Genomic DNA, 863 nt, shown 5'->3' on the forward strand with positions numbered 1-863 from the left:
GTGCAGACGGCGCAGGGGACGTTGAGCATCGCGGGCTACGCCAATGTCGAGCGGCTGACCTTCACCGGCAGTGTCAACTTCGTCGGCACGGGCAATGCCTTGGACAACATCATCACCGGCGGGATCGCCAACGATACCCTGGACGGCGGCGCCGGCAATGACCAGCTGTTCGGCGGCGCCGGCACCGACATCCTGATCGGCGGCGCAGGCGCAGACCAGTTGGATGGCGGCGACGGCGCTGACAATGCGAGCTATAGCTCGAGCACGTCGGCTGTGACGATCAACCTGAAGACCGGCGTGTACACCGGCGATGCGGTCGGCGACACCTTCACCTCGATCGAGGGTTTCATCGGCACGGGTTCTGCCGACACCTTCGTAAGCGGCTCCGACGCCAGCTTCTTCAACGGCGGCGCCGGCGTCGACACGGTGGATTATTCGACCTCGACGGCTGCGGTGAACGTCGACTTCTGGACCAGCACGGGCAGCGGCGGCGATGCTGCCGGCGACACCTATGCCAACATCGAGAAGGCGATCGGCTCGGCCTATGACGATCTGCTGGTCTCGGCGGGACCCGGGCACGTGCTGCAGGGCGGGGCCGGGAACGACGTCTACATCCTCGGCGTTCAGGGCGTCTCCGTCGTCGAAGCGGCGGGCGAGGGCGACGACACGGTGCAGACGGCGCAGGGGACGTTGAGCATCGCGGGCTACGCCAATGTCGAGCGGCTGACCTTCACCGGCAGTGTCAACTTCGTCGGCACGGGCAATGCCTTGGACAACATCATCACCGGCGGGATCGCCAACGATACCCTGGACGGCGGCGCCGGCAATGACCAGCTGTTCGGCGGCGCCGGCACCGACATCCT

1 protein-coding gene is annotated in these 863 nt (G+C 66.4%); it reads left to right on the plus strand.

Translation table 11 applies throughout. The annotated features are described in order from the left end of the window. Positions 1 to 863, plus strand: an 863-nt coding sequence (locus tag K6N12_RS33555) for a calcium-binding protein (protein WP_281424336.1), incomplete at both ends; no start/stop codon positions are given.

This window comes from Rhizobium redzepovicii, from assembly GCF_019793435.1.
Classification (GTDB): Bacteria; Pseudomonadota; Alphaproteobacteria; order Rhizobiales; family Rhizobiaceae; genus Rhizobium; species Rhizobium redzepovicii.